11 protein-coding genes and 2 tRNA genes are annotated in these 13,875 nt (G+C 59.0%); 11 read left to right on the forward strand and 2 right to left on the reverse strand.

What is annotated here, in order from left to right:
* Positions 1-96: 96 nt before the first annotated feature.
* The 8 genes from AACY02_RS12620 (at position 97) to ychF (ending at position 7,018) form a co-directional block, all read left to right on the forward strand.
* Positions 97-1,821, forward strand: a complete 1,725-nt coding sequence (locus AACY02_RS12620; RefSeq protein ID WP_339432206.1) for a tetratricopeptide repeat protein — start codon at positions 97-99, stop codon at positions 1,819-1,821.
* Between the two features lie 3 nt (positions 1,822-1,824).
* Positions 1,825-2,442 (forward strand): lipoprotein insertase outer membrane protein LolB, encoded by a 618-nt coding sequence (gene lolB, locus AACY02_RS12625; protein WP_339432207.1) that lies wholly within the window; start codon positions 1,825-1,827, stop codon positions 2,440-2,442.
* Positions 2,443-2,445: 3 nt separating this feature from the next.
* Complete coding sequence (ispE, locus tag AACY02_RS12630; protein WP_339432208.1) at positions 2,446-3,297, forward strand: 4-(cytidine 5'-diphospho)-2-C-methyl-D-erythritol kinase; 852 nt, start codon at positions 2,446-2,448, stop codon at positions 3,295-3,297.
* A gap of 36 nt (positions 3,298-3,333) precedes the next feature.
* Positions 3,334-3,408 (forward strand) — tRNA-Gln (locus AACY02_RS12635).
* 45 nt (positions 3,409-3,453) lie between these two features.
* Entirely contained in the window at positions 3,454-4,395 is a 942-nt protein-coding gene (locus AACY02_RS12640; protein WP_003171603.1) for a ribose-phosphate pyrophosphokinase, read from the forward strand.
* Between the two features lie 141 nt (positions 4,396-4,536).
* A complete protein-coding gene (locus tag AACY02_RS12645) occupies positions 4,537-5,139 on the forward strand; it encodes a 50S ribosomal protein L25/general stress protein Ctc (protein WP_221731572.1) in 603 nt (200 codons plus the stop codon).
* A 171-nt stretch (positions 5,140-5,310) separates the two neighbouring features.
* On the forward strand, positions 5,311-5,895 hold the full coding sequence (gene pth / locus AACY02_RS12650; protein WP_007912902.1) for an aminoacyl-tRNA hydrolase: 585 nt from the start codon (positions 5,311-5,313) through the stop codon (positions 5,893-5,895).
* Positions 5,896-5,917: 22 nt separating this feature from the next.
* Complete coding sequence (ychF, locus tag AACY02_RS12655) at positions 5,918-7,018, forward strand: redox-regulated ATPase YchF (RefSeq protein ID WP_187678059.1); 1,101 nt, start codon at positions 5,918-5,920, stop codon at positions 7,016-7,018.
* A gap of 86 nt (positions 7,019-7,104) precedes the next feature.
* Here ychF and AACY02_RS12660 read toward each other — a convergent pair whose 3' ends face one another.
* A complete protein-coding gene (locus AACY02_RS12660) occupies positions 7,105-8,322 on the reverse strand; it encodes an MFS transporter (protein ID WP_339432209.1) in 1,218 nt (405 codons plus the stop codon).
* A gap of 331 nt (positions 8,323-8,653) precedes the next feature.
* Here AACY02_RS12660 and AACY02_RS12665 point away from each other — a divergent pair, with 331 nt between their 5' ends.
* Together AACY02_RS12665 and AACY02_RS12670 are read left to right on the forward strand one after the other, a co-directional pair.
* Positions 8,654-10,711, forward strand: coding sequence for a methyl-accepting chemotaxis protein (locus AACY02_RS12665; RefSeq protein ID WP_339432210.1), 2,058 nt, complete (start codon positions 8,654-8,656; stop codon positions 10,709-10,711).
* Positions 10,712-10,826: 115 nt separating this feature from the next.
* Positions 10,827-10,903 (forward strand) — tRNA-Met (locus AACY02_RS12670).
* Between the two features lie 147 nt (positions 10,904-11,050).
* Here the strand turns inward: AACY02_RS12670 and AACY02_RS12675 are convergent.
* Entirely contained in the window at positions 11,051-11,395 is a 345-nt protein-coding gene (locus tag AACY02_RS12675) for a cupin domain-containing protein (protein WP_339432211.1), read from the reverse strand.
* Positions 11,396-11,647: 252 nt separating this feature from the next.
* Between AACY02_RS12675 and ggt the strand changes: the two genes are divergently transcribed.
* Entirely contained in the window at positions 11,648-13,480 is a 1,833-nt protein-coding gene (ggt, locus tag AACY02_RS12680) for a gamma-glutamyltransferase (RefSeq protein ID WP_339432212.1), read from the forward strand.
* Positions 13,481-13,875 lie beyond the last annotated feature (395 nt).

The following is a 13,875-nucleotide window of genomic DNA, read 5'->3' on the forward strand; positions in this document are numbered from 1 at the left end:
TCGGCCCCTATAATGGGCACAATTGAGACTCGGTTATGTTTGGCCCAAGGCTTGTGTCATGATGATCCGACCGCAGGTTAGTCGTCCTCTTCCTATATGAATAGATCTTCCGCGTTGCTCCTTGCTTTTGTCTTCCTCAGCGGCTGCCAGGCCTTGGCACCCGTTTCGCCGGACGGTACGCCACCGGTCGAAGACACCACGCCCGCGCCTGAAAAGCCCAAGGTTTACAGCTCGTTCAGCGAGGAAACCATTTTCAGCCTGTTGAGCGCCGAACTCGCCGGCCAGCGCAATCGATTCGACATTGCGCTGGATAACTACGTGACCCAGGCCATCAATACCCAGGACCCGGGCGTCTCCGAGCGTGCTTTTCGCATCGCCGAGTATCTGGGCGCCGACCAACCGGCTCTCGACACGGCACTGATCTGGGCAAGAAACGCCCCGGACGATCTCGAAGCGCAACGCGCCGCCGCCGTACAACTGGCACGCGCCGGGCGCTATGACGACTCCATGGTCTATATGGAGAAAGTCCTGCTGGGCAAGGGCGACACCCATTTCGATTTCCTCGCGCTGTCGGCGGCTGATACCGACCAGGAAACCCGCGACGGCCTGATGAAAAGTTTTGACCGTTTGTTGCAGCGTCACCCGAACAACGGTCAACTGATTTTCGGCAAGGCCCTGCTCTTGCAGCAGGACGGCGACAATAAAGCTGCGCTGACCCTGCTCGAAGACCACCCGCCGGAAGACGGCGAAATTGCCCCGATCCTGCTGCGCGCGCGCCTGCTGCAGCTCTTGAACCGTGGCGACGAAGCGCTGCCGGTGCTGCAAAAAAGCATCAAGAAGTACCCGGACGACAAACGCCTGCGCCTGACTTACGCACGCATGCTGGTCGAGCAGGACCGAGTGGACGACGCCAAAGCCGAGTTTTTCAGTCTCGTTCAGCAATATCCTGAAGACGACGAACTGCGTTATTCGTTAGCGCTGGTGTGCCTGGAAGCCAAGGCCTGGGACGAGGCCAAGGGCTATCTCGAAGACCTGATCGCTCGCGACAGCCACGTCGATTCGGCGCACCTGAACCTGGGGCGCATCGCTGAAGAGCGCAACGACCCGCAAGGTGCACTGATCGAGTACGCCCAGGTAGGACCGGGCAACGACTATTTGCCCGCGCAGTTGCGTCAGGCCGACATCCTGATGAACAACGGCAAAACCGCCGAAGCGCAAAACAAACTGGCGGCCGAACGCGACGCGCAACCCGATTACGCCATCCAGTTGTACCTGATCGAATCAGAAACCCTGTCGGCCAACAAACAGGACGACAAGGCCTGGAAAGTCTTGCAGCAAGCCTTGCAGCAATACCCGGACGACCTGAACCTGCTTTACACCCGGGCAATGCTCGCGGAAAAACGCGATGACCTGGCACAGATGGAAAAAGACCTGCGCCTGATCATCAAACGCGATCCGGACAACGCCATGGCGCTGAACGCTTTGGGCTACACCCTGTCTGACCGAACCACGCGCTACGCTGAAGCCAGGACGCTGATCGAGCAGGCGCATCAGATCAACCCGCAAGACCCGGCAGTACTCGACAGCCTCGGCTGGGTGAACTTCCGCTTGGGCAATCTGGACGACGCCGAGAAATATCTGCGTCAGGCGCTGGAGCGTTTCCCTGATCACGAAGTCGCCGCTCACCTCGGTGAAGTGCTGTGGGTCAAGGGCAACCAGCGTGAAGCCAAACAAATCTGGGGCAAATTCCTCAAGGATCAGCCCGACAGCACCATTCTGCGCAGTACCATCAAGCGCCTGACCGGATCCGAGACTCTTTAACTCATGTTTTTGCGCCACGTTATTGTTTTCAGCTTCATCGCCCTGCTCGCTGGTTGCGCGGGTTTCGGCGCTCGCGAATCGGTCGAGGGCCACGGCAGTCCGGCTCAATGGGCCGTGAACAAACAACAGCTGACAGGCCTCGACGGCTGGCAGATCGACGGCAAGATCGGCATCCGCGCACCAAAGGATTCCGGTAGCGGCACGTTGTTCTGGCTGCAGCGTCAGGACTATTACGACATTCGCCTGTCCGGCCCGCTGGGTCGTGGCGCCGCACGCCTGACCGGGCGTCCGGGCAAGGTCTCGCTGGAAGTCGCCAATCAGGGCCGCTATGACTCCGAGTCGCCGGAAGCGCTGCTTGAGGAGCAACTCGGCTGGAAGCTGCCAGTGTCGAATCTGGCCTGGTGGGTGCGTGGCCTGCCCGCTCCGAACAGCAAAAGTCGCCTGAACCTGGACGCCGACAGTCGTCTGGCCAACCTGGAACAGGATGGCTGGAAAGTCGAATACATCGCTTACACCGAGCAGAACGGTTACTGGTTGCCGGAACGCATCAAGCTGCACGGCACCGACCTTGATGTGACGCTGGTGATCAAGACCTGGCAACCGCGCAAGTTGGGGCAATAACCCATGACCGCTGCACGCCTGACCCTGCCCTCTCCGGCCAAGCTCAATCTGATGCTGCACATTCTCGGTCGCCGTGAAGACGGTTATCACGAATTGCAGACGCTGTTTCAGTTTGTCGATTACGGCGACGAAATCACTTTTGCCGTGCGCGATGACGGCGTGATTCAACTGCACACCGAATTCGCAGGCGTGCCGCATGACAGCAACCTGATCGTGCGTGCAGCGAAAATGCTCCAGCAACAGTCCGGCGGCTCGCTCGGTATCGATATCTGGATTGATAAAGTCCTGCCCATGGGCGGCGGTATTGGTGGCGGCAGTTCGAATGCGGCGACGACTTTGCTCGGCCTGAATCATTTGTGGCAGTTGGGTTGGGATGAAGATCGCCTGGCCGCACTGGGCCTTTCGCTGGGGGCCGACGTACCGGTTTTCGTCCGTGGCCATGCGGCGTTTGCCGAGGGCGTGGGCGAGAAACTCACCCCGGTGGATCCCGAAGAACCGTGGTATCTGGTGCTCGTGCCGCAAGTCTCTGTAAGTACGGCAGAAATTTTTTCCGATCCTTTGTTGACACGTAACACGCCGCCCATTAAAGTGCGCCCCGTTCCCGAGGGAAACAGTCGAAATGACTGCTTGCCGGTGGTTGCAAGGCGTTATCCAGAAGTACGTAACGCATTGGATTTGTTAGGTAAATTTACCGAAGCAAAGCTCACCGGAACTGGAAGTTGTGTGTTTGGGGGCTTCCCAAGCAAAGCTGAAGCTGATAAAGTCTCGGCCCTTCTGACAGAGACCCTTACAGGGTTTGTAGCAAAAGGAAGCAACGTTTCGATGTTGCATCGCAAGCTGCAAAGTCTGCTCTAAAGGAACCAAGTGCTCGGCACTTGAAGCAACAGATACAGGGGCGTCGCCAAGCGGTAAGGCAGCAGGTTTTGATCCTGCCATGCGTTGGTTCGAATCCAGCCGCCCCTGCCATTTTCTATACTCATCCAGGTTACCCTCAGCCTCTAGGTACTGCGCGTGTCCAAGATGATGGTCTTTACGGGGAATGCTAACCCCGATCTGGCTCGGCGTGTTGTACGTCAGCTGCATATCCCTCTCGGTGACATCTCTGTCGGTAAGTTCTCCGACGGCGAAATTACTGCCGAGATCAATGAAAACGTTCGCGGTAAAGACGTTTTCATTATTCAGCCGACCTGCGCTCCGACAAACGATAACCTGATGGAACTGGTCGTGATGGCTGATGCCTTCCGCCGCTCCTCGGCTACTCGTATCACTGCTGTTATTCCTTATTTTGGTTATGCCCGTCAGGATCGCCGTCCGCGTTCCGCACGTGTGGCCATCAGCGCGAAAGTCGTCGCTGACATGCTTACCGTAGTCGGCATCGACCGTGTTCTCACGGTTGATCTGCATGCTGACCAGATTCAGGGTTTCTTCGATATTCCGGTAGATAACATCTACGGCTCCCCGGTTCTGGTGGATGACATTGAAGATCAGCGCTTCGAAAACCTGATGATCGTGTCCCCGGACATTGGTGGCGTCGTGCGTGCACGTGCCGTTGCCAAGTCGCTGGGCGTGGATCTCGGGATCATCGACAAACGCCGTGAGAAAGCCAATCACTCTGAAGTGATGCATATCATCGGTGATGTCGAAGGGCGTACCTGCATTCTGGTCGATGACATGGTCGATACCGCCGGCACTCTGTGCCACGCGGCCAAGGCCCTGAAAGAGCATGGCGCAGCCAAGGTCTTTGCCTACTGCACGCACCCTGTGCTGTCGGGTCGGGCCATCGAGAATATCGAAAATTCCGTGCTGGACGAGCTGGTGGTGACTAACACCATCCCGTTGTCCGCTGCAGCACAAGCTTGTGCACGTATCCGTCAACTGGATATCGCACCGGTTGTTGCCGAAGCGGTTCGCCGCATCAGCAATGAAGAATCGATCAGCGCGATGTTCCGCTAAGGGCCCAGCCCTTCTCGAAATGTCTCGTTGACGAAAAGCGCCCCGCCCCGGCATTCCTGTCGGGGCGGGGCTTTTTTGCCCATACCGTGTTTGGCGCTGGTCGCAAACGCCGCTCGGTCATGGCTATTTTGGAGATACAAAATGAACGAATTTACTCTGAATGCTGAAGTGCGTTCCGACCTGGGGAAAGGTGCGAGCCGCCGCCTGCGTCGTCTCGCCGCTCTGGTTCCTGCTGTTGTTTACGGTGGCGAAAAAGCCCCTGAATCCATCAGCATGCTGGCCAAAGAAGTTGCCAAACTGCTCGAAAACGAAGCGGCTTACAGCCACATCATCGAGCTGAACGTTGGTGGCACCAAGCAAAACGTGATCATCAAAGCCCTGCAACGTCACCCGTCCAAAGGCCACGTGCTGCACGCTGACTTCGTACGCGTTGTAGCGGGCCAGAAACTGACCGCTATCGTTCCTGTGCACTTCGTCAACGAAGCTGCTCCAGTGAAGAAAGGCGGCGAGATTTCGCACGTTGTTGCTGAAATCGAAGTGACCTGCCTGCCGAAAGATCTGCCTGAGTTCATCGAAGTCGACCTGGCTAACGCTGAAATCGGTTCGATCATTCACCTGTCGGACCTCAAAGCGCCTAAAGGCGTTGAGTTCGTTGCTCTGGCACACGGCGATGACAAGGCTGTTGCCAACGTCCACGCTCCACGTGTTGCTCCAGAAGCTACCGAAGAAGGCGCAGCAGAGTAATTCACTCTGTCATGCCTGAGTGAGCAAGTAACATCGCGGACTGGAACGTAGCGAGAAAGCGGGCGAGAACGCGGAGTTTACATCCATGGTAAATGAGCATTTTTCGTCCACTTTCGCCGCTTTCCCTGATCGCGGCGATGTTATCCACCACTCAAAGGAAGGGCCCCTATCGTGACTGCCATCAAACTGATCGTTGGCCTGGGAAATCCAGGCGCTGAATACGACCAGACCCGGCATAACGCAGGGGCCCTTTTTGTTGAGCGCATCGCTGACGCACAAGGTGTGAACCTTGTCGCCGATCGCAAATATTTCGGCCTGACCGGGCGCTACTCGCATCAAGGTCAGGATGTTCGTCTGCTGATTCCCACCACCTACATGAACCGTAGCGGCCAGGCCGTGGCGGCTCTTGCCGGTTTCTTCCGCATCAAGCCTGAAGAAATCCTGGTGGCACACGACGAACTCGACCTGCCTCCGGGCGTCGCCAAGCTCAAGCAGGGCGGCGGCCATGGCGGTCACAACGGGTTGCGCGACATCATCGCGCAACTGGGCAATCAGAATACGTTCTACCGCCTGCGGCTTGGCATCGGCCACCCGGGCGTCGCCAGTATGGTTTCAAATTTCGTCCTGGGTCGTGCGCCACGCGCCGAACAGGAAAAACTCGATGCCAGCATCGACTTTGCCCTCGGCGTGCTGCCGGATATCCTCGCCGGTGAATGGAACCGCGCGATGAAAAACCTGCACAGCCAGAAGGCCTGACTCTACTCCGAGGGGAAACACCATGGGATTCAATTGCGGCATCGTCGGCCTGCCTAACGTCGGCAAGTCCACCCTGTTCAACGCCCTGACCAAATCCGGTATCGCGGCCGAGAACTTCCCCTTCTGCACGATCGAGCCGAACAGCGGCATCGTGCCGATGCCGGATCCGCGTCTGGAAGCCCTGGCGGCCATCGTCAATCCGAAGCGCATCCTGCCGACCACCATGGAATTCGTCGACATCGCAGGCCTGGTCGCCGGCGCCTCGAAAGGTGAAGGCCTGGGCAACAAATTCCTGGCCAACATCCGTGAAACCGATGCGATCGCCCACGTCGTGCGCTGCTTCGAAGACGAAAACGTGATCCACGTTTCCAACAGCGTCGACCCGAAACGCGATATCGAAATCATCGACCTGGAGCTGATCTTCGCCGACCTCGACAGCTGCGAGAAGCAACTGCAGAAAGTCGCGCGTAACGCCAAGGGTGGCGACAAGGACGCCGTCGTTCAGAAGGCTCTGCTGGAGCAACTGATTGCGCACTTCACCGAAGGCAAGCCTGCGCGCAGCCTGATGAAGAACATGAGCACCGACGAGAAAGCGGTGATCAAGGGCTTCCACCTGCTGACCACCAAACCGGTCATGTACATCGCCAACGTGGCTGAAGACGGTTTCGAGAACAACCCGCACCTGGACGTGGTCAAGGCCATCGCCGAAGAAGAAGGCGCCATGGTGGTTCCGGTCTGCAACAAGATCGAAGCCGAAATCGCCGAGCTCGATGACGGCGAAGAGAAGGACATGTTCCTTGAGGCCCTGGGCCTGGAAGAACCGGGCCTGAACCGCGTCATCCGCGCCGGCTACGAAATGCTGCACCTGCAGACCTACTTCACCGCCGGTGTCGAAGAAGTCCGCGCCTGGACCGTCAAAGTCGGTGCCACCGCCCCCCAGGCGGCTGGCGTGATCCACACCGACTTCGAGAAAGGCTTCATCCGCGCAGAAGTCATCGCCTACAACGACTTCATCCAGTACAAGGGCGAAGCCGGTACCAAAGAAGCCGGTAAATGGCGTCTGGAAGGCAAGGACTACATCGTTAAAGACGGCGACGTGATGCACTTCCGCTTCAACGTTTAAGCATCACGCCCGAGAAAAAGCCGCGTTTGATACGCGGCTTTTTTGTGCCTGAAATTCACTGTTATTTCTTGTGCAACGGTGGTGAATCAGGCCTTTTTGGTACGCGGCAAAAAGATCGCCAACACCCCGAACAACGGTAGGAACGAGCACAGGAAATACACGTACTCAATCCCGTGAACATCCGCCAGATGCCCAAGCAACGCTGCACCAATCCCGCCAAAACCAAACATCAAACCGAAGAACACCCCGGCGATCATCCCGACATTACCCGGCACCAGTTCCTGTGCGTACACCACAATCGCCGAGAACGCCGAGGCGAGGATAAAGCCGATGACCACGCTGAGAATGCTGGTCCAGAACAGGTCGACGTGGGGCAGGATCAGCGTGAATGGCGCCACGCCGAGGATGGAGAACCAGATCACCGCCTTACGGCCGATCTTGTCGCCAATCGGCCCGCCGAAGAACGTACCCGCTGCCACAGCGCCAAGGAACAGGAACAGATGAAGCTGCGAACTGGCCACCGACAGGTCGAACTTCTCGATCAGGTAGAACGTGAAGTAACTGGTGAAACTGGCCATGTAGAAATACTTGGAAAACACCAGCAACCCAAGAACTACCAGCGCACTGGTTACCCTGCCCTTCGACAACCCGTGAGTCGCCGCCAGACCAGCCTTGAGCTTGAACAGGTTGAGGTGATGGGCGTACCAGCGACTGATGCGGTACAGCACGAACAGCGCAAACACCGCGAACAGACCAAACCACGCCACGTTGCCCTGACCGAACGGAATGATGATCGCCGCCGCCAGCAACGGGCCGAACGCCGACCCCGCGTTACCACCGACCTGGAACGTCGATTGCGCCAGACCAAAGCGTCCGCCCGACGCCAACCGCGCGATACGCGACGCTTCCGGGTGAAAGGTTGAAGAACCGATCCCGATCAGCGCCGCCGCCAGCAGAATCAACGGGAAGCTACCGACCACTGACATCATCACGATACCAATCAGCGTGCAAATGGAGCCGGCCGGCAACAGCCACGGTTTCGGGTGACGATCCGTGTGATACCCGACCCACGGCTGCAACAGCGAGGCGGTCAATTGAAAGGTCAGCGTGATCAGGCCGACCTGGGTGAAGCTCAAGCCATAGTTGGCCTTTAACATCGGGTAGATCGACGGCAGCACCGACTGGATCAGGTCGTTGATCAAATGCGCCAGCGCCACCGCGCCGATGATGCGCATCACCAATGGACTGCTTTGAGCAGGAGCGGACGCCGAGGCAGCGGCGGGCTGAACGTTGCTGATAGCCATGAAAGTTTCCGTACAGCAGAGGGATGCACGCAGGCAGGTGCGTCAATGTGCCATTTTTCGGTGCAGCAAAGCCATCCCCTTAGGCAGCTAACTAACTGGTTACTCGTCACCTCAAACTGATAGCGCAACGCCATGGTCTGAATCTTGCCTTGCTTCTTCCCCTGAACGCGGCCCCTTACAAAGGGGATCGAGAATGGGAAGTTTCGCTACAGAGCCAGCCTACAGAGCCGGCGAGAGTGAACTTTCGAGGCCTTTTAGCAGGGCACAACATCAAGGTCGCACGACCGCGATGCACGCCAATGGTGCGTGGTGTCCAGAGGAGTCATGGGGCATGCAGGCTTTTTTATCACCGGGAATCAAATTGCTGGGGCGGTTTGGATTCGCGCGTAAATTTCAGCTGTTGTTTCTGCTGTTCATTCTGCCGCTGGCCGGCAGCCTGTTGATGATCGGCCAAGGTTATCGCGACAAACTCAATCTGATTGGCGTTGAGCGCGCCGGCGTCCAGCAGTTGCTCGCCCTGGATGCGCTCGACAATCTGCTGGCGGCACAACGCGACCGCGCTGCCCGCTGGCGTGCAACCGAAACCAACCGCCAGCCAACGCCGGCGACGCTCGCCGCGATGGCTGCCTTCGACGCTGTGCAGCCAGCGGTCACACAAGCCGTCAGCGACCTGGGCGATGCGTTGAAGAATCAAGGCGCCGAGGGCGAAACCCTTGCCCGCTATCAGGCCTTGCAAACCGCATTGGACGGTCTGGACTCGAAAAGCCTGAGCGGCGTCGGTTGGTGGCCGGACGGATACGACCGTTTCACCCATGCACTCAGCACCCTGCAAGCGTTGCGTGAGCAGATCGTCATGGAAAACCGCCTGACCCTCGCGCCGTGGCTGGAAACCTACTTGCTGACGCAAATCTCGACGCAAGACGCGCCGGATCTGATCGAACGGGTCGGCCGCCTCGCCGCTGTCGGTCAGGCTTCGGTGGTGTCCGGACAGTTCACCTTGCAGAGCCGCCTGCAACTGCGCGATCTGCGCAGCCGGATTGGCGACGCCCGTGAACAATTAGTGAAAAACGCCGACCTTCTCAAAGCGCGCCTGCCCGGCGATCAACAAACCTGGGGAACGCAGTATCAAGACAGCCTGCAACGCCTGGACGCCGGCCTGAAAGTGCTGGACGACGGCATGTTCGGCGGCAGCATCAACCTTAAGCCTGAGGACTTCGAGCGTAGCCTGGACGCCCTGCTCGGCGATCTCGCCTCACTGCGCCAGCAATCGCTGATGTCCCTGGATCAGCGACTGGACTACTACCATGGCTCGGCCATCCGCCAGTTCATCATCGTTGCGGCCATCTTCGGCTGCCTGCTACTGGCCGCGCTGTACCTGTTCATTTGCCTGCAAGCCTCGATCCGGCGCAGCGCCAGCGGCATCACTGTGCTGGCCGAAGCCCTGCGCGACGGCAATCTGAGCCTGCAAGTGCCGGTGGTGGGCCGTGATGAACTGGCGGCGATCAGCACCGCCCTCAACGTCGCCGTGGTGCAATTGCGCACCAGCATGCTCGGCGTCGATCACGAGACCTCGCAACTGAGCAACGCGGTGCGCAGCCTCAACGATCACTCCAGTGGCGCGCTGGGCGAAGTCGAAGCGCAGCAATTGCAGATCAGCCAGATCGCCGCTGCCGCCACACAACTGGCCGCCACCTCCCAAGGCGTGGCGCAGAGTTGCGAACAGGCTTCCGGCAGCGCCCAGCACACCCGGCGCATCGCCGCTGACAGCAGCCGCGACAGCCAGCGCACCACGGCGAGCATTCAACAGCTCAATCAACGCCTCAACGAAACCGCTGCGGCATTGGGCCGTGTCAGCGAACAAGGGCAGCAGATCCAACTGGTGGTCGACACCATTCGCGGTGTTGCCGAACAGACCAACCTGTTGGCACTCAACGCCGCGATTGAAGCGGCACGCGCCGGCGAACAGGGTCGCGGTTTTGCCGTGGTCGCCGACGAAGTGCGCAGCCTGTCGCAACGCACTCAATCGTCGACCGCGCAGATCGCCGGCACCGTCGACAGCCTGCGCGCCACGGTCAACGAAGCGGTGAGCCTGATGGAAGCCGCCTGCGGCCAGGCGCAATCGGATGCCGAAGCGGTCACTGGCCTCGGCGAACGACTGGGGGAAATTGCCAGCGCCGTGCAGAGTGTCACAGACACCCTCGCGCAGATCGCCACGGCAGTTGAAGAGCAAGCGAGCACCGCCGATGAGGTCAGCGGCAATATCCAGCAGGTCGATCAGGCCGCCGTGCGTTTGCTTGAAGGCGCGCGGGCAGTGAATCTCGCGGCGGACACTTTGAGTCAAGGCAGCCATGCCTTGAGCGCCAATACCGCAAGATTCCAACTGCGTTGACGCCCTGCCCGGCCCGGATTTTCCGGGCCGGAGGATAAGCGGTTGAAAATAAGAAGAAATATTTTAAATTTACGCTTGACGCTTTTCCATTTCAGGGGAATAATGCGCGCCACTTGGCTACATAGCTCAGTTGGTTAGAGCATAGCATTCATAATGCTGGGGTCCGGGGTTCAAGTCCCTGTGTAGCCACCAAGTACTAAAAACGGCTTACCGAAAGGTAGGCCGTTTTTTTATGCCTCGAGAAAAGTGCCGGCGCTGTGGCGAGCGCGTCTGGCACAGGGAGAGGCGCAGGAGTCATCAAAACACCTTGAGTTACGCACCTGGCCAAAGCGTTTGATATTAATCTTGCCTGACGATATCGACCGAGATCTCCACTGCCGCAACAGGGCCTCTGTTCTCAAGCCAGTGCGTAGTGTTTCTGTCCTCGGGCCACCCCACTCCGGGTCCATAGTCCGTGGCGACGCCATGCCGATGATCAGTGATCGTTCCTTGCAATATGTAAACAGTACCGGGTCGGTCTTTATGGCTATGAACCGGCCCGAAGACCCCTCCAGGCTCAATGGTCACCATCCGCATTCGAAGTTGACGCCCTGCCATGCCTTCAATCTCAGGGCCGAGGTCAACGGTTGCAAGTAATGTCACCGCCACACCTTTTGTCTCAGGTGCCATCTGTTCGTTGATCATCACGCGCACCTCTCTGGCTATACAGGAACGACTGGATATGAGCACCTTCGGTGCGATCACATGTCCCTATCAGCGTAGAAGTATCTGAGCCATATCGGGCGCTCGTTGTGCAGGATGCTCAGGCCTCACGCTTACCCTTGATCCGACAGAAAACTGGCCCAGGCATGAAGGAGAAACAGACCGATGGTTTGCGTCCTTCACGGTCGGTCGATAAAGTCCCACAGACTTTTACCCCATGGACGGAGAGCCCGCGTGTTTTCAGCCTTGCCCTTGAGCCGCTTTCGCCTGCCAGCCCTGACGCTGATCATCAGCGCCCTGACCCTCACCGCGTGCAACGCCCCGCCCGCCTCGACCCTGCCTTTGGCACCGGAAGCCGCCTCCGGTTACCGCACCGATCTGCAACCCCGTCACGCCAGCAAACACATGGCCGCCGCTGCGAATCCACTGGCCGCTGAGGCCGGTCGCGAGATGCTGCGCCAGGGCGGTTCGGCGATTGATGCGGCGATTGCGATGCAAGCGGTGCTGACGTTGGTTGAACCGCAATCCTCCGGGATTGGTGGCGGCGCGATGATCGTGTTGTGGGATGGCAAAAAAGTGCAGACCTATGACGGTCGCGAAACCGCTCCGGCCGGTGCCACCGAGAAGCTGTTCCTGCAAGCGGACGGTAAACCGATGCCGTTCCCACAGGCGCAGATTGGCGGCCGGTCGGTCGGCACACCGGGCGTGTTGCGCGCACTGGAGTTGGCACATAAACAGCACGGTCGCCTGCCGTGGGCGAAGCTGTTCGAGCCGGCGATCAAACTTGCCGAGCAGGGCTTCGCCATCTCTCCTCGCCTGCATTCACTTCTCGTGTCAGATCCGGCGATTCGCCAGTCGCCGGACATGGCCAAGTATTTCCTCAATGCCGATGGCAGCGTCAAAGCCATTGGCACACCCCTGCAAAACCCGGCACTGGCCGCGGTGCTCAAACGCATTGCCAGCGAAGGCGCCGATGCGCTGTACAAAGGCCCGATTGCCGAGGACATCGTCGCCAAGGTCCAGGGGCACGCCAACCCCGGCAGTCTGTCGCTGAATGATCTGCAGCGTTATCAGGCCAAGGAACGTGCGCCGCTGTGCACCGACTACAAACGCTGGCAGGTCTGCGGCATGCCGCCACCGTCGTCGGGCGGCATTGCCGTGGCGCAGATTCTCGGCACCTTGCAGGCCCTGGAAACCCGCGATCCGCGCTGGGCACTGGCACCACTCAAACCGCTGAAGACTGACAAACCGGCCGGCATCGAACCCGATCCACAAGCGGTGCACCTGATCGCCGAAGCTGAGCGACTGGCCTACGCCGACCGCGCGCAATACGTCGCTGACACTGACTTCGTGCCGGTACCGGTCAAAGGTCTGGTTGACCCAGGCTATCTCGCCAGTCGCGCCAGCCTGATCGGCGAACGCAGCATGGGCAGCGCCAAACCGGGCACCCCGCCGGGTGTGCAGGTCGCCTACGCGCCGGACCGCTCGCCGCTGCGCATTTCCACCTCGCAAGTGGTGGCGGTGGATGACCTCGGCGGCGCCGTGTCGATGACCACCACCATCGAAGCGGCATTCGGCTCGCACCTGATGGTTCAGGGCTTTTTGCTGAACAATCAATTGACCGACTTCTCGTTCATCCCCGAAGAGAACGGGCAGAAAGTCGCCAACCGCGTCGAACCCGGCAAACGCCCACGCTCATCGATGGCCCCCACGCTGATCTTCGATCGCAACAGCGGCGAATTCCTCGCCGGCGTCGGCTCACCGGGCGGCTCGCAGATCATCGAATACGTCGCCAAAACCACCGTCGGCCTGCTCGACTGGAACCTCGACCCGCAAAGCGCCATCAGCCTGCCCAACTTCGGCAGCCGCAACGGCCCGACCGAACTGGAACAAGGCCAGTTCAGCCCGGCGCTGATTCAGGCGTTGAAGGACAAAGGTCACGCGGTGAGTGAAATCGACATGACCAGCGGCACCCAAGCCATCGTACGGGTCAAGGATGCGCAGGGGAAAGCGACGTTGGAAGGTGGCGCGGACCCACGGCGTGAGGGGGAAGCGTTGGGGGATTGAGGATTATGTAGTGAATGGAAAAGGCTTACCGCAAGGTAGGCCTTTTTTGTTGGGCAGTTTGAGAAATATTGAGAGTCGCCATTGGCGGCTGCCTATTTCGCGGGCACGGAGTTCGACTCCGTGCCATGAATTCACAAAGCTATTCAGCGAGTTTTTGGTGTGACTCCAAATCCACAAGCCGAGAAGTTGGACCATTGGCTTTCAGGCGCTCGGCGTTTTTCAAGGTTGTTGTCGCGTCGCCGTCTAACTATGCCGCTCTTTTCTCGGTCTGCTGCTGCCGATCCGGGTTCAACATCACAGTGCCCATCGGCTCCCAGTTTCTTGTCTGGCCAGACCAGCGTTCCGGGCATTTCTCCCGAGCTTGCTCGTACAGCTCATGACGCCGAGCCAGGATC

The sequence above is a fragment of the Pseudomonas sp. EA_65y_Pfl2_P78 genome (assembly GCF_963970495.1).
Classification (GTDB): Bacteria; Pseudomonadota; Gammaproteobacteria; order Pseudomonadales; family Pseudomonadaceae; genus Aquipseudomonas; species Aquipseudomonas baetica_A.

Coding starts and splice junctions, on each gene's coding strand:
- ychF (WP_187678059.1), top strand. CDS start 5,918: ATGGGATTCAATTGCGGCATCGTCGGCCTGCCTAACGTCGGCAAGTCC.
- AACY02_RS12620 (WP_339432206.1), top strand. CDS start 97: ATGAATAGATCTTCCGCGTTGCTCCTTGCTTTTGTCTTCCTCAGCGGC.
- AACY02_RS12665 (WP_339432210.1), top strand. CDS start 8,654: ATGCAGGCTTTTTTATCACCGGGAATCAAATTGCTGGGGCGGTTTGGA.
- AACY02_RS12675 (WP_339432211.1), bottom strand. CDS start 11,395: ATGATCAACGAACAGATGGCACCTGAGACAAAAGGTGTGGCGGTGACA.
- AACY02_RS12645 (WP_221731572.1), top strand. CDS start 4,537: ATGAACGAATTTACTCTGAATGCTGAAGTGCGTTCCGACCTGGGGAAA.
- ispE (WP_339432208.1), top strand. CDS start 2,446: ATGACCGCTGCACGCCTGACCCTGCCCTCTCCGGCCAAGCTCAATCTG.
- lolB (WP_339432207.1), top strand. CDS start 1,825: ATGTTTTTGCGCCACGTTATTGTTTTCAGCTTCATCGCCCTGCTCGCT.
- AACY02_RS12660 (WP_339432209.1), bottom strand. CDS start 8,322: ATGGCTATCAGCAACGTTCAGCCCGCCGCTGCCTCGGCGTCCGCTCCT.